We start from the raw sequence: 15,992 nt of genomic DNA, 5'->3' as shown, positions 1-15,992 counted from the left end.
CGCCCGCGAACCGGCCCTTACGGTCAGGACCGTGACCGCCGTACGGTCGTGCGAGCACCCGCCCGCCACAGCCTACGGAGGACCGTCCCGTGATCGTCATCGCCCAGGTCAGCGATATCCACGTCGACGGGGAACCGCGCAGTGTCGACCGCACCCGCGCGGTCCTGCGGTACCTGGAGGAGCTGCCGTACGACCTGGCGGCCGTCCTCGTCACCGGGGACATCGCCGACCACGGGACGGCGGACGAGTACGCGGTCGTCCGGGAGCTGCTGAACTCCCGTCACCCGCTGCTCGTCTGCCCCGGCAACCACGACGACCGCGCCGCCTTCCGAGCGGGCCTCCTGGGCGGGACGGAGGCGACCGCCGCCCGCCAGGACGCACCCGTCAACCAGGTCCTCCGCGGCGAGGGCTTCGTCGTGGCCCTCTGCGACTCCTCGGTGCCGGGCAAGGACGAGGGATTCCTGGAGGACGAGACCCTGGAGTGGCTGGCCGCGGTCCTCGACTCCACCCCGCGCGAGGTGCCCGTCCTCGTCGCCTTCCACCACCCGCCGGTCCCGCTCCACACCCCGTACGTGGACGGGATCCGGCAGTTCGGCGAGGAACGGCTCGCCGCCCTCGCCGAGCGCCACCCCCACCTCACGGCCTTCCTCGCGGGCCACGCCCACACGGCGGCCGCCACCACCTTCGCCGGGCGCCCGCTGCTCGTGGCCCCCGGGGTCGTCTCCGCCCTCCGCCTCCCCTGGGAGAACCCGGGCCCGGACTCCCCGCACGTCCACCGCGACCTGCCGCCCGCACTGGCCTTCCACATCCTCGACGAGGACGGCAGGCTCACCACCCACTTCCGTACGGTCACCGTCTGACCCTCCGGGCAGGGGACGGGGCGCGGACGTCCATGTCGTTTTCTCGCCAGCCCACGTGCCGCCCGTCCCCGATCCTTGAACCATGCACACCGACACCGAGCGCTGCGTGCGGGCCGTCCAGTCGAAGGACGCCCGCTTCGACGGCGTGTTCTTCACCGCCGTCCGCACCACCCGGATCTACTGCCGGCCCAGCTGCCCGGTCGTCCCGCCCAAGCCCGAGAACATGGAGTTCCACCCCAGCGCCGCGTCCTGCCAGCGCGCCGGATTCCGGGCCTGCAAGCGCTGCCGGCCCGACACCAGCCCCGGCTCGCCCGAGTGGCACGTCCGGGCCGACGCCGTCGCCCGCGCCATGCGGCTCATCCAGGACGGCGTCGTCGACCGCGAGGGCGTCCCCGGTCTTGCCCGGCGGCTCGGCTGGTCCACCCGCCAGATCGAGCGCCAGCTCCTCGCCGAGCTCGGCGCCGGCCCCCTCGCCCTGGCCCGCGCCCAGCGCGCCCAGACCGCCCGGGTGCTCATCGAGACCACCCCGCTGCCCATGGCCGAGATCGCCTTCGCGGCCGGCTTCTCCTCCATCCGGACGTTCAACGACACCGTCCGCGAGGTCTTCGCCCTCACCCCCGGCGAGCTCCGCGCCCGCGCGGCCCGCGCCCGCCCCGAGCGGCCCACCGCCACCCCCGGGGCGATCAGCCTCCGGCTGCCGTTCCGCGCGCCCCTCGAACCGTCCAACCTCTTCGGCCACCTCGCCGCGACCGCCGTCCCCGGCGTGGAGGAGTGGCGCGACGGCGCCTACCGGCGGACGCTGAGCCTCCCGTACGGACACGGCATCGTCGCCCTCGCGCCCCGCGCCGACCACATCGCCTGCCGTCTCTCCCTCACCGACCCGCGCGACCTCACCCACGCCATCAGCCGCTGCCGCAGACTCCTCGACCTGGACGCCGACCCCGTCGCCGTCGACGACCGGCTGCGCACCGACCCGCTCCTCGCGCCGCTCGTCGACGCGGCGCCCGGCCGCCGGGTGCCCGGGACCGTCGACCCCGCCGAGTTCGCCGTCCGGGCCGTGCTCGGCCAGCAGGTCTCCACCGCCGCCGCCCGCACCCACGCGGCCCGCCTCGTCACCGCGTACGGCACCCCCGTCGACGACCCCGAGGGCGGTCTCACCCACCTCTTCCCCGGCCCCGAGGCCCTCGCCGCGCTCGACCCGGAGAGCCTCGCCCTGCCCCGCAGCCGCCGCACCACCCTGCTCACCCTCGTCGGGGCCCTCGCGGACGGCACGCTCACCCTCGGCCCCGCCGACGACCGCGAGGAATCCCGCGCCAAGCTCCTCGCCCTGCCAGGCTTCGGCCCCTGGACCACCGAGATCATCGCGATGCGGGCGCTCGGCGACCCCGACGCCTTCCTCCCCGGCGACCTCGGCGTCCGCCGCGCCGCCGAGGGCCTCGGCCTGCCCGGCACCCCCGCCGCGCTCACGGCCCGCGCCGCCGACTGGCGGCCCTGGCGCGCCTACGCCGTCCAGTACCTGTGGGCCACCGACGACCACCCGATCAACCACCTGCCCGGCGAAGAGAGCTGAACGCCATGCCCGCCACCGTCCGCCACACCGTCGTGGACAGCCCGTACGAGCCGCTGACCCTCGTCGCCGTCGACGGCGTCCTCAGCCGCATCCACATGACGGGCCAGCGCCACCGCCCGCCCGAGGAGACCTTCGGCGAGCCCGACCCGCGCCCCTTCGACGAGGCGATCCGCCAGCTCGACGCCTACTTCGCGGGCGAGCTCACCACGTTCGACCTCCCGCTCCACCTGGTCGGCACCCCGTTCCAGCTGCGGGTCTGGGAGGAGCTGCGCCGCATCCCGTACGGGGAGACCCGGACGTACGGCGAACTGGCCGAGGCCCTCGGCAACCCCACCGCCTCCCGGGCCGTCGGCCTCGCCAACGGCAAGAACCCGGTCGGCATCGTCGTCCCCTGCCACCGCGTGATCGGCGCGAGCGGCAGCCTCACCGGCTACGGCGGCGGCCTCGACCGCAAGCAGCGCCTGCTCGCCTTCGAATCGGGGGCGGGGGAACCCGAGGGCCTCTTCTAGGAGCGCTTACCGGAGCCGGTCGAGCAGCGCGGGCAGCGCCGTCCCGATCGGCTCGCGGACGACCTCGTCGGCGACGGGGTCGTACGGGGTGGGCTCCGCGTTCACGATGATCAGCCGGGCGCCGTGCTCGGCCGCGATCCCCGCGAGGGAGGCCGCCGGCTGGACCTGGAGGCTGCTGCCGACCGCGACGAACACCTGGGTGGCCTTGGCGATCGACATGGCCTCGCCGAGCACCACCGGATCGAGGTTCTGCCCGAACATCACCGTCGCCGACTTCAGGATCCCGCCGCACGCCCGGCACGCCGGATCGTCCTCACCGGCCCGCACCCGGTCCAGGGCCTCCGCCATCGACGAGCGGGCGTGGCAGGCCGTGCACACCACCGACCGCGCCGAGCCGTGGAGTTCGAGGACCTTCCGCCCGGGCACCCCGGCGGCCTGGTGCAGTCCGTCCACGTTCTGCGTGAGCACCCGCAGCGCGTTCCCGCTCGTCCGCTCGTAGGCGGCGATGGCGTGGTGCGCCACGTTCGGCTCGGCCTTCAGGACGGGTCCGTCGAGCCGCATCCGCCACGAGCGGCGGCGGATCTCCGGGTCGGCCATGTACGGCCCGTACGTGACGAGCCGCTCGGCCTCGGGGTCCCGCCGCCAGACGCCGTTCGGGCCCCGATAGTCCGGGATGCCCGAGTCCGTGGAGATACCGGCTCCGCTGAGAATCGCGACCATGGTCATACACCGACCCTAGGCGAACCGCTCCCGCGAGCGGGTTTTCGGGTGTTACGTTCGCGGCATGGCCAAGGTGAACATCGCGCTCGACGCCGAACTCGTCGTGGAAGTCATGGTCCTGGCAGGGGTCGGGAGCCCGCAGGACGCCGTGGAGGCCGTCGTCCGCGATTAGGGCCTGTCCGGCGGATCATGGCCGGGGTCGCGGCGTCCGGCACGGCACCTCGCCGCGTTGCCAAACCGCCCACATAGCTCCGCTATGAGGGCGCTCCGGCGCCTTGCGATGAACCGCACCGGACGCCGCGACCTATCCGACCCTGATCCGCCGGACAGGCCCATCGCGCGCGGACACCGCACCGAGGCGCGCGTCGCCACCCGCGACGAACCGCACCGCACCGGCGAACTCCTGCCGCCCGAGCCCCCGCAGGGCTGAGGGCGGGCGGGCCGGGGCTGTGCCCGGGCCCGGTCCCGGGTCATCCGTGCGCGGGGTGTCCGTTCTCCAGCTCCACCGGCCCGCCGCCGGTCTCCAGGACGTCCAGCGCGGCGAGGACCCGCCGGCCCAGGCTGCCCGGCAGGTGGGCGGTGACCTCCCCGCGGTCGATCAGCTTCCAGGAGAGCAGTTCCTCCTCCTGGAGCCGGATCTCCGCGAACCGCTCCTCGGTCAGCACCCCGCCGTCGTACACGTACGCCACGATCGGCGGCCGCTCCGTGCCGTGCGACCAGTCGACGGCGAGCAGCGGGCCGAGCCCCACGTCCAGGCCGATCTCCTCCGCCGTCTCCCGGCGGGCGGCCTGCCGGGGCGTCTCGCCGCCGTCGGACTCGATCGTGCCACCGGGCAGCGTCCAGCCGTCGCGGTAGTCGGGCTCCACGACCAGGACCCGGCCCGCGGAGTCCCGGAAGAGCGCGGCGGCGGCGGCCAGGACGCGGGGGAGACCGGCGATGTACGTGGCGTAGTCGGTGGTGGTCATGACGTCAGCGTAGCCAGCCGCAGCGTCCGCTCCGCCAGCTCCGTGATGCGTACGCCGTCGTAGCCGAAGACCGCGCTGCTCACCCGGTCCCGCAGCGGCTCCGACCACTGCGGCGGGATCGCGGCCGCCCCGCACATCACCCCCGCCACCGAGCCCGCCGTCGCGCCGTTGGAGTCCGTGTCGAGGCCGCCCCGCACGGTCAGCGCGATCGTGCGGGTGAAGTCCCCCTCGCCGTACAGGAGTCCGGCGGTGAGGACGGCCGCGTTCGGGACGGTGTGGATCCAGCCGAGCCCCGCCGTCCGCTCCGCCAGCTCGTCGAGCGCCTCGGACCAGCCGAGCCCCGACTCGTGGAGCGCCATCGTGCCCCGTACGGTCCGGGCGAGACGGCTGCTCTCCGGGACCCGCTCCAGGCCGGCCTCCAGGGCGGACCGGACGTCGGGCGCGGTGAAGGCGGCGGCGATCAGCGCCGCCGCCCACATCGCCCCGTACACGCCGTTCCCGCTGTGCGACAGGACCGCGTCCCGGCGGGCGAGCGCGGCGGCCCGGCGCGGATCCCCCGGGCAGGTCCAGCCGTAGACGTCGGCCCTGATCAGCGCGCCGATCCACTCCTGGTACGGGTTGTCGTACGTCGCCGTCAGCGGCGGCCGCAGCCCGTTCGCGAGGTTGCGGTAGGCGACCCGCTCGGCCGTGAACGTCTGGAGGTACGGCAGCCGCGACAGCCACTCCTCGCCGACCTGCTCGGTCGTGAACGCGAAACCGCGGGTCTCCAGGAGGTGCAGCCCGAGGACCGACCAGTCGACGTCGTCGTCCCGGCAGCTCCCGTCGATCCCGCCGCGCACGCACCGGGGCCACTCGGGACGCAGCTCGAAGCCGGTCGCCCCGGGCGGAGGGGGCGGCAGGTAGTCGGTCAGCGGGAGCGCGTCCGTCAGCCGCAGGTACGCGTCGATGTGCTCCCGCGTCCAGTGGTCGCCGCGCTCCACGGGCTTGCCGAGCATGTTCCCGGCGATGCGGCCGGTCCAGCCGCCCAGGATCCGGTCGGCGAGCTCCGCGCGGTCGAGTTCCGTGGGGGCGAGGGTCATGTCGGGTCGGCTTTCGTGGGGGCGAGGGCCATGACGGGTCGGCCCCCGCTGGGGCCGGGGCTCATGTCGGGTCGGCTTTCCTGGGGAGGAGGGGGCATGGCGGGTCAGTTGTCCTCTTCCTCCGCTTCGGTACGGGCCTTCGCCGCCCGGCGCAGCCGGTGGTGGCGGGCCCCGCCGCCCTGCTCGGTCATCGCCTCGCCGACCAGCGTCCGCACCGCGTCCCCCATCCCGTGCAGGGCGTGGTGCCGGACAGGGCCCGCGCCCGGGTCCTCCCGCAGCTCCTTCAGGAGCGCCCAGCACAGCGCCAGCATGACGATCACGAACGGCAGGGCCACCAGGATCGTCGCCGTCTGGAGCGAGCTCAGCCCGCCCACCACGAGCAGGACCGCGGCCACGGCCGCCATGAGGACGCCCCAGGTCACCACGAGCCAGGTCGGCGGGTTGAGCGAGCCCCGGCTCGTCAGCGAGCCCATGACCAGCGAGGCCGAGTCTGCGCTCGTGACGAAGTACGTCATCACCAGGATCATCGCGATGACCGAGGTGACCGTGCCGATCGGCAGCGCCTCCAGCATCGCGAACAGTGAGGCCTCCGGCCCGTCCTTGACCGCCGTCGCCAGGTCCGCGGCGCCCGTCGACTCCAGCCGGATCGCCGTGCCGCCCATCACGCAGAACCACACCACGGTCGCGCCCGAGGGCACGAGCAGCACGCCCATCAGGAACTCGCGGATCGTCCGGCCGCGCGAGATCCGGGCGATGAAGGTGCCGACGAACGGCGCCCAGGACAGCCACCACGCCCAGTAGAAGATCGTCCACACGCCCAGCCAGTCGGGGTCGGTGAAGGCACCGGTCCGGCTCGCCATCGGCAGCAGCTGGTGCAGGTAGCCGCCGACCGAGGCCGGGATGGTGTCGAGGATGTAGACGGTCGGGCCGAGGAGGAAGACGAAGAGCATCAGACAGCCGGCGAGGACGATGTTCAGCGTGGAGAGCCACTTCACGCCCTTGTGGAGCCCCGAGAAGGCCGACAGGACGAAGGCCGCCGACAGCGACACGATGATGATCAGCTGGGTGGAGGTGGTGTTCTCCAGGCCCATCGTCAGGTTCAGTCCCTCGGCCACCTGGAGGGCGCCGAGCCCCAGGCTCGTCGCCGTGCCGAAGACCGTCGCGAACACCGCGAGCAGGTCGATCGCCTTGCCGGGCCAGGAATTCGCCCGGCGCTCGCCCATCAGCGGCACGAAGGCGGAGCTGAGCCGGTTGCCGCGGCCCTTGCGGAAGCCCGCGTACGCGAGGGCGAGACCGGCGATGCCGTAGATCGCCCAGGGGGTGAGCGTCCAGTGGAAGAACGAGTACTCCATGGCGGTACGGGCCGCCGCGCCGGTCCCCGCCGGGACCCCGCTCGCCGGCGGCGGGCTCAGGAAGTGCTGGAGCGGCTCCCCGACCCCGTAGAACATCAGACCGATGCCCATGCCGGCGCTGAACATCATCGCGATCCACGCCAGATTGGTGAACTCGGGTTCCGAGTCGTCCGCGCCCAGCCTGATCCGGCCGAACCGGCTCAGCGCGATCACCACGCACAGCACGAGGAACGTGTCCGCGGCGACCACGAAGAGCCAGGCGAAATTGGACAGCACCCACTGGAGGGCCGTGGACGAGGCGCTGTCGAAGGAGTCCTCGCCCAGGGCGGCCCAGGCGACGACCGCCACGACGGCCGCGATCCCGATCCCGATGACCTTGCCATCGGGCGCGTACCGGTCACGCGGGGTCTGTTCGATCGGTTCCGTACTCATGTGACCCCACTATGGTGCGGAATATCGCCCTATCAGGGGGTGGCACGCCGTCTGGCCCTACGGATAGGGTCAGCCCTGGCGCGACTGCACGTTCGAAAGCAAGGGATGCAAGGTGACGGACGGAGCAGCAACTCACGTCGCTCACGTACTCGTGGCGGCTGACAAGTTCAAGGGTTCGCTCACGGCCGTACAGGTCGCGGAGCGGGTCACCGCGGGACTGCGACGGATCGTCCCGGAGCTCACGGTGGAGACTCTGCCCGTGGCCGACGGCGGCGACGGCACCGTCGCGGCGGCCGTCGCGGCCGGATTCGAACGCCGCGAGGTCCAGGTGACCGGCCCGCTCGGCGAGCCCGTCACCGCGGCCTACGCGCTGCGCGACACCACCGCGGTCGTCGAGATGGCCGAGGCCTCCGGCCTCCAGCTCCTCCCGGCCGGGGTCTTCGCCCCGCTGACGGCGACCACGTACGGCTCCGGGGAGCTGCTCCGCGCGGCCCTGGACGCGGGGGCGACGACCATCGTCTTCGGCGTCGGCGGCAGCGCCACCACCGACGGCGGCGCCGGCATGCTCGCCGCGCTCGGCGCCCGCTTCCTCGACGAGGCCGGCGAGCCCGTCGGCCCCGGCGGCGCGCCCCTCGCCGAGCTGGCCACGGCCGACCTCACCGGCCTCGACGCCCGCTTCGCGACGGTCGACCTGATCCTGGCCAGCGACGTCGACAACCCGCTCACCGGCCCCAAGGGCGCCCCGGCCGTCTACGGCCCCCAGAAGGGCGCCACCCCGGACGACGTCCGCACCCTGGACGCGGCCCTCGCCCACTTCGCCACCGTCCTGGAGAAGGCCATCGGCCCCAAGGCGGCCGAAGCGGCCGTGGCGCCCGGCGCGGGCGGCGCGGGCGGCATCGGCTACGGCGCCCTCATCCTGGGCGCGAGCTTCCGCCCCGGCATCGAGCTGATGCTGGAGGTCCTCGGCTTCGCCCCGGCCCTGGAGCGCGCCACCCTCGTCATCACCGGCGAGGGCTCCCTCGACGAGCAGACCCTCCACGGCAAGGCCCCGGCGGGCGTCGCCGCGGCGGCCCGCGCGGCCGGCAAGGAGGTCGTCGCGGTCTGCGGCCGCCTGGCCCTGCCCCCGGAGGCCCTCGGCACGGCCGGCATCCGCCGCGCCTACCCGCTCACGGCCATCGAGCCCGACACGGCGAAGTGCATCGCGAACGCCGGCCCGCTCCTGGAGGACGTGGCGGCGGACATCGCCCGGGACTTCCTGGCGTAGCCGTACGCAGGCTTACGGGTCGGGTACGGGTACGGGCGTCGCCCCGTACCCGTACCCGACCCGCGTACCCCCCCGTACCTCACCCCTGTGCCGTCAGCCGGAACGCGTCCAGCGCCAGCGTCATCTCCGTCAGGTCCCGCGGCCGGGACAGCGACCGTGACGTCAGCTGTTCCAGCCGCCGCAGGCGGTTGAAGACCGTGTTCCGGTGGCAGTACAGGCGGCCCGCCGCCCGCCCCGCCGAGCCCTCGCAGTCGAGCCACACGTCCAGCGTCTCCAGGAGGACCGCCCGGTCCGCCGGGTCCAGTTCGAGCAGACCGCCCAGGACGTCCGAGACCAGCAGGCTCGCCATCTCCGGCTGGCCCACCACCAGCGCCCCCGCCATCCGGCGGTCCAGCCGCACGATCTGCCGGCTGCCCGGCGGGCACGTCCGCAGGGCCAGCTCCGCGAGGCGGCGCGCCCGGCCCAGCTCGGTCAGCCCCACCACGACCGGGCTGATCCCCCCGGGCCCCGGGCACCGCCCGTCGAGGAGCTCCGACAACGCGTCCAGACCGGTCTCCTCGGCCAGCGCCACCACCCCGATCTCGCAGTCCGCGCCCATCCGCCACAGGAACCGCACGCCCTCGCCCTGCACCTGCCGGTGGAACGGCTCCCGCTCCTCCCGCCGGTCGTAGCGCAGCACCACCACCGCGTACCGCCCCTGCTCCGGCAGGTCCAGGCCCGCCGCCGCCCGCGCCACCAGCTCGGGCGACCGCTGCCCCTGGAGCAGCGCGTCCAGGAGCGCCTGGAGCTGCTCGTCGGTCCGGCGGCGCAGCTCCGCCTCCGTCGACCGGTACGCCTCCGACGCCGTGTCCGCCTGCGCGTCCACCGCCGACCACACCGTCGTCGCCGACTGCATCAGCGCCGCCAGCTGCGCCGTGTCCTCCCCGGCGCCCTCGATCAGCGCGTCCCACACGAGATGCCCGGCATGCCGGTACGCGTGCACGACCAGCTCCAGGGGCATGCCCTGTCCGGCCCTGCGGCGGCCCATCGACTCCGCCTGCTCCAGATCCCGCCGGGGCGAGTTGCGGGGCGCCGAGATCATCTCGATCCCGATCCGCATCGCCTCGTGGGCCTCCTGCCAGTGCTGGTCGTACGGCAGGATCCGCCCGTAGGCGGGCTCGTACGCGTGGAGCTCCCTCAGATGCTCGTCCACCAGCTCCGGCACCCGCTCCAGAAGCGCCGTGCACGCCTGCGCGAGCACCTTCCAGTCGTCACCGGTCCGCCGTCTGCGCCGTCCCATGCCCGGAGGATCCACCGCCCCGGGCCCCTCGGCACACCCCTGACGCGCAGCGTTGTGCGCATGCACAGCCCATCGCCGTCCCCGCTGGTCACCGGCAGCGATTCGGCCGCGGGACGTGGACGGGCGGTCCGGCGCGGTGCTGGGGTGAGCGCCATCGAATCGGCCGGGAAACGCCAGGTGACAGCGCGGCCGGGAAAGGGGATCCATGGGAGGAACCGCACCCGCCCTCGAGGTCAAGGACCTCACGGCGGGATACGGACCGGTGCGCGCGCTGCGCCAGGTGTCGCTGACCGTACCGGCGGGCGCCGTCGTCACCGTCCTGGGCGGCAACGGCGCCGGCAAGTCGACCCTGCTGCGGGCCGTCTCGCGCACCCTGCGGTTCCACGGCGGGTCCGTGGTCTCCGGCACGGTGAGCCGCGACGGCCGGCCGCTCGACGGGCTGCCGCCCGACCGGGTCGTCGCCGCCGGCGTCTCCCAGGTACCGGAGGGCCGCCAGGTCTTCGCCCGGATGACGGTCGAGGACAACCTGCGCGCGGGCGCCCTCGGCCGCCGCGGCGACCGCGCCGCGAAGGCCGCCGCGCTGCGCCGCGTCCACGAGCTCTTCCCGGTCCTCGCCGACCGCGCCCGCCAGCAGGCCGGGCTGCTCTCCGGCGGCGAACAGCAGATGCTCGCCGTCGGCCGCGCCCTCATGGCCGCACCGGGCCTGCTCCTCCTCGACGAGCCCTCCCTGGGGCTCGCCCCGCTGATGGCCGCCCGGATCGCGGACGCCGTCCGCGAGATCAACGCCCAAGGCACGGCCGTGCTCCTGGTCGAGCAGAACGCGGCGCTCGCGCTGCGCCTCGCCTCCCGCGCGTACGTCCTGGAGGTCGGCGAGGTCACCCTCTCCGGTCCTGCGGCCGAGCTCGCGGCCTCCGACGAGGTGCGCCGCCGGTACCTGGGCGTGGTCGACGAGGACGCCGCCGCCGACGCGGCCCGCGCCCGGGCCGCGCACCCGGTCCTGTCCCGCTGGGAGGAGACCCGATGACCGACGCACCGCCCTCTCCCGAGAACACGGCCGACGTCCCCGCCCTCGTCGTCGAGGACCTGACCGTACGGTTCGCCGGACTCACCGCCCTCGACGGCATCGGCTTCACCGTCCGGCCCGGCACCGTCCACGCCCTCATCGGCCCCAACGGCGCCGGCAAGTCCACGTGCTTCAACGTGCTCTCCGGCGTCTACCGGGCCACGGCCGGCTCCGTCCGCCTCGGCCCGCACGAGCTGACCGCCCTGCCCCCGCACCGGATCGCGGACCTCGGCGTCGGCCGGATCTTCCAGAACCTGGCCCTGCCGCCCCGCGCCACCGTCGAGGACAGCCTGATGCTCGGCCGGCACCGGCTCACCCGCACCGGCTTCCTCGCCGCCGGGCTCCGGCTCCCCTCCGCCGCCCGCGAGGAGGCCCGCCACCGGGCCAGGGTCCGGGAGATCGCCGCCTTCGTCGGCCTGGAGCGTCAGCTGGCCCAGCCCGCCGGCTCCCTCCCGTACGGGCAGCAGAAGCTCGCCGAACTCGCCCGCGCCCTCTGCATGGAGCCGAAGCTGCTGCTCCTCGACGAACCCGTCGCCGGCATGACCGCCGACGAGCGGCGCCGTACCGCCTCGGTCATCGCGGGCGTCCGCGACGGCCTCGGCATCTCGGTCCTCCTCGTCGAGCACGACATGGGCCTGGTGATGCGGCTCGCCGACTCCGTCACCGTCCTCGACTTCGGCCGCCGCATCGCCGACGGAGCCCCCGGCGACGTCCAGAACGACCCGGCGGTCGTCCGCGCCTACCTCGGAGAGGAGACCGCCGCGTGAGCACCTTCGCCGAGTTCCTGATCAACGGCGTCTCACTGGGCTCGATCTACGCCCTCATCGCCCTCGGCTTCGTGGTCATCTTCCGCGCCACCGAGGTCGTCAACTTCGCCCACGCCTCGCTCCTCCTGGCCGGCGGCTACGTCACCGCCGTCCTCCACGACACGATCGGCTTCTGGCCCGCGCTGCTCGCCGGGATCACGGGCGCCGCCGTCGTCGGCGCCGCCGTCGAGTTCTTCGTCATGCGCCGCCACCGGGGCGGCGACCACAGCGTCCTCGCGATCGTCACCATCGGCGTCGACATCCTGCTCGCCACCGAGCTGACCCGCCGCATCGGCACCGACATCCTCGCCCTCGGCGACCCGTGGGGCGACGCGGTCCTCACCGTCGGCCCCGTCACCATCGCCCAGACCCGGATCGCGGCCCTCCTCGTCGCGGCCCTCCTCATCACCGCCTTCCTGCTCGCCTTCCGGTACACCTCCTGGGGCGTCGCCATGCGGGCCGCCGCCGAGAACCAGGAGACCGCCGCCCTCATGGGCATCCGGCTCGGCCGCGTCTCGCTCGGGGCCTGGGCGGTCGCCGGCGCCCTCGCCGCCGTCGCGGCGCTCTTCCTCACCGTCTTCCCGACCCCCGGCCTGGAACGGGCGACCTCGCTCGCCGCCCTCAAGGCCTTCCCCGCCGCGATCCTCGGCGGCCTCGACTCCACCACGGGCGCCCTCGTCGGCGGACTCCTCGTCGGCATCACCGAGTCCCTCGCCACCGGCTACCAGAGCGATCTGGCCTTCCTCGGCCGGGGCATCGGCGACCTCGCCCCCTACCTCGTCATGGTCGCGGTCCTGCTGATCCGCCCGGCCGGACTCTTCGGCACGAAGGAGCTCGCCCGTGTCTGAGACCCTCGCCCGCCCCGGCGTGCGCATCCGTGCCGGGGTGTACGGGTGGGCCGCCGCCGGACTCCTCCTCGTCGCGCTCCCGTTCTACCTGGACCGATTCTGGCTCCAGGCGGGCCTGTTCGCCATGGCCGCCGCCCTCGGCGCCCTCGGCATCAACCTGTTGACCGGTGCCACCGGCCAACTCTCCATGGGACACGCCTTCTTCCTGGCCGTCGGCGCCTACGGCTACTGCCTCTTCGCCGGCGACGGCGCGGACGGACTCGCCGGTCTCGGCCTGCCCGGCTGGCTCGCCGCCGTCCTCGCGGTGGCCCTCGCGGGCCTGGCGGGCGGGGTGTTCAGCCCCATCGCGGGCCGGCTGCGCGGCGCGTACCTCGGCATCGCGACCCTCGCGCTGATCTTCATCGGGCAGCACGTGCTCTTCAACGCCCATGACCTCACCGGCGGTTACAACGGCCGCGCCGTCCCCCCGCTCAGCCTCTTCGGCCTCACCTTCGACGACACCGAACTCCTCGTCGCCCAGGTGCCGTTCGGCGCCGTCGAGAAGCTCTGGTACCTCGGTCTCGTCCTGCTCCTCGGCGGGGCGCTGTTCGCCAGGGGAGTGCTCAGGGGCCGCCCGGGACGCGCGATGAACGCGATCCGGGACCACCGGATCGCCGCCGGGGTCATGGGCATCCCCGTCGCCCGCTACCGCGCCGCCGTCTTCGTCCTCTCCTCCATGTACGCGGGCCTGGCGGGCGTCCTGCTCGCCCTGGTCTTCCAGCGGACCGTGCCGGAGTACTTCGGCATGGCGCTCTCCCTCGAATACCTGGCCATGATCGTCATCGGCGGTCTCGGCTCGGTCGCCGGCGCGGTGGCCGGAGGCGTCTTCGTCACCCTCCTGCCGCAGCTCCTCACCCGGTACAGCGACGCGCTGCCCCTGGTCTCCGCGCCGGGGACGGGCGGCATCGCCCCGGGGGAGGCCTCCCGCTACCTCTACGGCGCCGCCGTCGTCGCGGTGGTGCTGTTCCTGCCCGGCGGCCTGGTCCGCCTCGCCGCCCGGAAATCCAAGAGCCCCACACCCACCGACACCCCGTCCACCGAACCCTCTGGGGAGACACGATGACCCACCGCAGACAGGCCGTGCGGGGCCTGGCCGCCGCGCTCGCCGCGCTGGTCGCCCTCACCGCCGCCGGATGCAGCTCCAAGGCCAAGACCGACGACGGCAAGCAGACCGGCGCGGGCGGGGTGAAGACCGGCGAGGGCGTCACCGACAAGACGATCGCGCTCGGCGCCCTCACCGACATGACCGGCGTGTACGCGACCCTCGGCAAGAGCGTCACCCAGGCCCAGCAGCTGTACGTGAAGCAGGTCAACGCCGCCGGCGGGATCTGCGGCCGGCAGCTGGAGCTCACGGTCCGCGACCACGGCTACGACCCGCAGAAGGCGCTCGCCGCCTACACCGAGCTGGAGCCGAAGGTCGTCGGCTACACCCAGTTCATCGGCTCCCCGTTCGTCGCCGCGGTCAAGCCCCAGGTCGACGGCAAGGACAAGGGGCTCGTCCTGCCCCAGGCCTGGTCGGCCTCGCTGCTCGGCTCCCCGTACATCCGCGTCCTCGGCGCCACGTACGACGTCGAGACGATCAACGCCGTCGACTTCCTGCTCAAGGAGAAGGGCTTGAAGTCCGGCGACAAGCTCGGCCACGTCTACTTCGAGGGCGACTACGGCGAGAACGCCCTGAAGGGCTCGAAGTACGCGGCGGAGAAAGCCGGCCTGACCGTCGTCGAGCAGAAGATCAAGCCCACCGACAACGACATGTCGGCGCAGGTCTCGGCGCTGAAGCAGGCCGGGGTCAAGGCCGTCGTCATCAGCGCCGGCCCCCGCCAGGCCGCCTCCCTCGTCGGCGTCGCCGCCGCCACCGGCCTCAAGATCCCGGTCGTCGGCAACAACTCGGCCTTCGCGCCGCAGCTCCTCGGCACCCAGGCCGGACCCGCCCTGGAGAAGATGTACTGGTTCGCCTCCCCGAGCCTGCCCATCGGCGCGGACACCCCGACGGCGAAGAAGCTCGTCGCCGACTACCGGGCTGCCTACCCCGGCGACAGCCTCGACAACGGCATCGTCGCGGGCTGGACCGCGGCGAGCGTCTTCGGCGAGGCCCTGAAGAAGGCCTGCACGGAGAAGGACCTCACGCGCGAGGGCGTCGACAAGGCGCTCCTGACCATGAAGGCCCACGACGCCGGCTTCGGCATGACCCACGACCTCGGCGACCCGAAGGCGCCGTCGTCCCGCCAGTCCGTCATCATCCAGCCGGACAAGTCGGTCCCCGGCGGCATGCGCACCGTCCGCCAGCCGTTCGTCGCCGACGCGGCGAAGTCCTACACGCCGTAACCCGGCTCGCCCTGGTCCGCGAAGCCCGTCCGCCAGGACGGGCGGACCGGGGCCCAGCCCAGCGCACGGGCCCGGGCGTTCACCGCGCCCCGGGCCCAGGGCGCCCGGCCCGCGCTCCGCTCCGGGGCGGGGGCGCCCAGGGCCTCCGCCAGGACCGGCAGCCAGTCGTGCCCGGGCGCGGGCTCGTCGTCCACCACGTTGTACGCGCCCGGGGGCCACGTCAGGGCCCGTACGGCCGCCTCGGCGGCATCGGCGACGTGCACGAAGGAGCTCACCGAACCGTCGGCCGCCGTGCTCCCCAGGAACCGGGCCGCCGGGTCCCCGGCGAGCGCGGCGGCCACCGCGCCCCCGGGCGCGTACCAGGTGCCGGGGCCGTAGAGGATCCCGTACCGCAGGACGACCGCCTCCGGGAGCTCCGCCACCGCGGACTCCAGCGCGCGGACCCCCGCGACGATCCGCGCCCGCGGCAGCTCCTCCGTCGCGTCGAGCGGTACGGACTCGTCGGCGGGCGCGTCCCCGGGGCCGTACGCCCAGGAGATCGACTGCGCGACGATCCGCCCGACCCCCGCCGCCCGCGCCGCGTCCACGAGGTTCCGGGTGCCCTCGATCCGTACCCGGTTGTTCGCGGCACCGTCCGCCCCGCCCAGGTCCGTCAGCTGGTGCACCACGGCGTCCGGCGCGGCCTCGGCCACCGCCCCGCGCACCGCCCCGGCGTCCAGGACGTCCACCGGACGCGGACCGCGCCGGGAGATCCCCACGACCTCGTGCCCCGCCGCTTCGAGACGGGGGACGAGCTGACGACCCACGGCGCCCGTGGCGCCCGCGACCAGTACACGCATGCGCCCCAGCGTAGAAGATCTTCACATCGCCGAAACATCGCG

The 15,992-nt window shown here is 74.1% G+C and carries 16 protein-coding genes and 1 pseudogene; 11 read left to right on the top strand and 6 right to left on the bottom strand.

Translation table 11 applies throughout. The features are described from left to right. Window positions 1-89: 89 nt before the first annotated feature. From ACZ6K0_RS35935 to ACZ6K0_RS35925, 3 genes are all read left to right on the top strand, one after another. The gene (locus tag ACZ6K0_RS35935) at window positions 90-860 is read left to right on the top strand and encodes a metallophosphoesterase (RefSeq protein WP_469235442.1); all 771 of its coding nucleotides are present in this window, start codon (window positions 90-92) and stop codon (window positions 858-860) included. 82 nt (window positions 861-942) lie between these two features. Beyond that, window positions 943-2,430 carry an AlkA N-terminal domain-containing protein gene (locus ACZ6K0_RS35930; RefSeq protein ID WP_376407810.1) on the top strand — a complete coding sequence of 496 codons (1,488 nt, stop codon included), beginning with the start codon at window positions 943-945 and terminating at the stop codon, window positions 2,428-2,430. Window positions 2,431-2,435: 5 nt separating this feature from the next. Continuing rightward, window positions 2,436-2,939, top strand: coding sequence for a methylated-DNA--[protein]-cysteine S-methyltransferase (locus ACZ6K0_RS35925; RefSeq protein WP_376407808.1), 504 nt, complete (start codon window positions 2,436-2,438; stop codon window positions 2,937-2,939). 6 nt (window positions 2,940-2,945) lie between these two features. Here ACZ6K0_RS35925 and ACZ6K0_RS35920 read toward each other — a convergent pair whose 3' ends face one another. Further along, entirely contained in the window at window positions 2,946-3,665 is a 720-nt protein-coding gene (locus tag ACZ6K0_RS35920; RefSeq protein WP_469235441.1) for an SIR2 family NAD-dependent protein deacylase, read from the bottom strand. A 58-nt stretch (window positions 3,666-3,723) separates the two neighbouring features. Between ACZ6K0_RS35920 and ACZ6K0_RS35915 the strand changes: the two are divergent. Both ACZ6K0_RS35915 and ACZ6K0_RS35910 read left to right on the top strand, forming a co-directional pair. Then, a pseudogene (locus ACZ6K0_RS35915) lies at window positions 3,724-3,828 on the top strand (DUF2191 domain-containing protein); the annotation flags it as partial. A gap of 111 nt (window positions 3,829-3,939) precedes the next feature. Further along, on the top strand, window positions 3,940-4,089 hold the full coding sequence (locus ACZ6K0_RS35910) for a hypothetical protein (protein WP_469235439.1): 150 nt from the start codon (window positions 3,940-3,942) through the stop codon (window positions 4,087-4,089). Between the two features lie 40 nt (window positions 4,090-4,129). Here ACZ6K0_RS35910 and ACZ6K0_RS35905 read toward each other — a convergent pair whose 3' ends face one another. The 3 genes from ACZ6K0_RS35905 to ACZ6K0_RS35895 all read right to left on the bottom strand — a co-directional run bounded on the left by ACZ6K0_RS35905 (window position 4,130) and on the right by ACZ6K0_RS35895 (window position 7,487). Continuing rightward, window positions 4,130-4,624, bottom strand: a complete 495-nt coding sequence (locus ACZ6K0_RS35905) for an NUDIX domain-containing protein (RefSeq protein WP_469235437.1) — start codon at window positions 4,622-4,624, stop codon at window positions 4,130-4,132. Continuing rightward, window positions 4,621-5,703, bottom strand: coding sequence for an ADP-ribosylglycohydrolase family protein (locus tag ACZ6K0_RS35900; RefSeq protein ID WP_376407800.1), 1,083 nt, complete (start codon window positions 5,701-5,703; stop codon window positions 4,621-4,623). Before ACZ6K0_RS35900 ends, ACZ6K0_RS35905 begins: the two co-directional genes overlap by 4 nt. Before the next feature lie 104 nt (window positions 5,704-5,807). Continuing rightward, window positions 5,808-7,487, bottom strand: coding sequence for a BCCT family transporter (locus tag ACZ6K0_RS35895; protein ID WP_376407798.1), 1,680 nt, complete (start codon window positions 7,485-7,487; stop codon window positions 5,808-5,810). A gap of 112 nt (window positions 7,488-7,599) precedes the next feature. Between ACZ6K0_RS35895 and ACZ6K0_RS35890 the strand changes: the two genes are divergently transcribed. After that, window positions 7,600-8,751, top strand: a complete 1,152-nt coding sequence (locus tag ACZ6K0_RS35890) for a glycerate kinase (protein WP_376407796.1) — start codon at window positions 7,600-7,602, stop codon at window positions 8,749-8,751. Between the two features lie 79 nt (window positions 8,752-8,830). Here the strand turns inward: ACZ6K0_RS35890 and ACZ6K0_RS35885 are convergent, their stop codons facing one another. Next, window positions 8,831-10,030 (bottom strand): PucR family transcriptional regulator, encoded by a 1,200-nt coding sequence (locus ACZ6K0_RS35885; protein ID WP_376407794.1) that lies wholly within the window; start codon window positions 10,028-10,030, stop codon window positions 8,831-8,833. A gap of 205 nt (window positions 10,031-10,235) precedes the next feature. Between ACZ6K0_RS35885 and ACZ6K0_RS35880 the strand changes: the two genes are divergently transcribed. Genes ACZ6K0_RS35880 through ACZ6K0_RS35860 form a run of 5 tightly spaced genes read left to right on the top strand, consistent with a single transcriptional unit; the run spans window position 10,236 to window position 15,111 of the window. Continuing rightward, window positions 10,236-11,054, top strand: coding sequence for an ABC transporter ATP-binding protein (locus ACZ6K0_RS35880; RefSeq protein WP_376407792.1), 819 nt, complete (start codon window positions 10,236-10,238; stop codon window positions 11,052-11,054). Continuing rightward, a complete protein-coding gene (locus tag ACZ6K0_RS35875) occupies window positions 11,051-11,860 on the top strand; it encodes an ABC transporter ATP-binding protein (protein WP_376407790.1) in 810 nt (269 codons plus the stop codon). The genes ACZ6K0_RS35880 and ACZ6K0_RS35875 overlap by 4 nt, the downstream gene beginning before the upstream one ends. Next, window positions 11,857-12,747 carry a branched-chain amino acid ABC transporter permease gene (locus tag ACZ6K0_RS35870; RefSeq protein WP_376407788.1) on the top strand — a complete coding sequence of 297 codons (891 nt, stop codon included), beginning with the start codon at window positions 11,857-11,859 and terminating at the stop codon, window positions 12,745-12,747. Before ACZ6K0_RS35875 ends, ACZ6K0_RS35870 begins: the two co-directional genes overlap by 4 nt. Then, on the top strand, window positions 12,740-13,849 hold the full coding sequence (locus ACZ6K0_RS35865) for a branched-chain amino acid ABC transporter permease (RefSeq protein ID WP_469235434.1): 1,110 nt from the start codon (window positions 12,740-12,742) through the stop codon (window positions 13,847-13,849). Before ACZ6K0_RS35870 ends, ACZ6K0_RS35865 begins: the two co-directional genes overlap by 8 nt. Continuing rightward, the gene (locus tag ACZ6K0_RS35860; RefSeq protein ID WP_469235432.1) at window positions 13,846-15,111 is read left to right on the top strand and encodes an ABC transporter substrate-binding protein; all 1,266 of its coding nucleotides are present in this window, start codon (window positions 13,846-13,848) and stop codon (window positions 15,109-15,111) included. The genes ACZ6K0_RS35865 and ACZ6K0_RS35860 overlap by 4 nt, the downstream gene beginning before the upstream one ends. Here the strand turns inward: ACZ6K0_RS35860 and ACZ6K0_RS35855 are convergent. Further along, the gene (locus ACZ6K0_RS35855; protein ID WP_469235430.1) at window positions 15,099-15,950 is read right to left on the bottom strand and encodes an NAD-dependent epimerase/dehydratase family protein; all 852 of its coding nucleotides are present in this window, start codon (window positions 15,948-15,950) and stop codon (window positions 15,099-15,101) included. The two genes, ACZ6K0_RS35860 and ACZ6K0_RS35855, sit on opposite strands and share 13 nt — an antisense overlap. Window positions 15,951-15,992 lie beyond the last annotated feature (42 nt).

It is taken from the genome of Streptomyces sp. NPDC042346 (genome assembly GCF_055581845.1).
Note: the sequence above shows the minus strand (reverse complement) of the source record. Positions and strands in the feature narration are given on the sequence as shown.

What these genes read in the sequence shown, in the direction of transcription:
- ACZ6K0_RS35930 (WP_376407810.1), top strand. Translation starts at nt 943, where the DNA reads ATGCACACCGACACCGAGCGCTGCGTGCGGGCCGTCCAGTCGAAGGAC.
- ACZ6K0_RS35925 (WP_376407808.1), top strand. Translation starts at nt 2,436, where the DNA reads ATGCCCGCCACCGTCCGCCACACCGTCGTGGACAGCCCGTACGAGCCG.
- ACZ6K0_RS35920 (WP_469235441.1), bottom strand. Translation starts at nt 3,665, where the DNA reads ATGACCATGGTCGCGATTCTCAGCGGAGCCGGTATCTCCACGGACTCG.
- ACZ6K0_RS35910 (WP_469235439.1), top strand. Translation starts at nt 3,940, where the DNA reads ATGAACCGCACCGGACGCCGCGACCTATCCGACCCTGATCCGCCGGAC.
- ACZ6K0_RS35905 (WP_469235437.1), bottom strand. Translation starts at nt 4,624, where the DNA reads ATGACCACCACCGACTACGCCACGTACATCGCCGGTCTCCCCCGCGTC.
- ACZ6K0_RS35900 (WP_376407800.1), bottom strand. Translation starts at nt 5,703, where the DNA reads ATGACCCTCGCCCCCACGGAACTCGACCGCGCGGAGCTCGCCGACCGG.
- ACZ6K0_RS35895 (WP_376407798.1), bottom strand. Translation starts at nt 7,487, where the DNA reads ATGAGTACGGAACCGATCGAACAGACCCCGCGTGACCGGTACGCGCCC.
- ACZ6K0_RS35885 (WP_376407794.1), bottom strand. Translation starts at nt 10,030, where the DNA reads ATGGGACGGCGCAGACGGCGGACCGGTGACGACTGGAAGGTGCTCGCG.
- ACZ6K0_RS35880 (WP_376407792.1), top strand. Translation starts at nt 10,236, where the DNA reads ATGGGAGGAACCGCACCCGCCCTCGAGGTCAAGGACCTCACGGCGGGA.
- ACZ6K0_RS35875 (WP_376407790.1), top strand. Translation starts at nt 11,051, where the DNA reads ATGACCGACGCACCGCCCTCTCCCGAGAACACGGCCGACGTCCCCGCC.
- ACZ6K0_RS35860 (WP_469235432.1), top strand. Translation starts at nt 13,846, where the DNA reads ATGACCCACCGCAGACAGGCCGTGCGGGGCCTGGCCGCCGCGCTCGCC.
- ACZ6K0_RS35855 (WP_469235430.1), bottom strand. Translation starts at nt 15,950, where the DNA reads ATGCGTGTACTGGTCGCGGGCGCCACGGGCGCCGTGGGTCGTCAGCTC.